This window comes from Luteitalea sp. (assembly GCA_009377605.1).
Classification (GTDB): domain Bacteria; phylum Acidobacteriota; class Vicinamibacteria; order Vicinamibacterales; family Vicinamibacteraceae; genus WHTT01.
Genome location: WHTT01000126.1, coordinates 13,434 through 13,774 on the forward strand (window position 1 = coordinate 13,434; position 341 = coordinate 13,774).

The following is a 341-nucleotide window of genomic DNA, read 5'->3' on the forward strand; positions in this document are numbered from 1 at the left end:
CGTCGATGACGGCATGAGCGGCAAAGGCAATCGCCAGGAGTGTCAGCGCCTCACGCGGCTCGCGGAGGTAGGCGGTGGCCGCCACGGCAAAGAAGAGCAGCGCCACCATCACATCGACCGTTGTGCCGATCTGTTCGTGCACGGCGGCAACGCCCAGCCAGGTCGCCGCCACGAACGCGAGCACGAGCGAGGCCACTTGCGCGAGACGCAGCTCCGCAACCAGGCGATCCGCTGTGTCGAGGGGGAGGCGGAGCGCACGAATCGCCATCGTGACGAGCGTGCCGATCATCGCCACACCTGCGACGAGCAGAGCCTGCCCACTCGCTGACAAGCCGAGAATC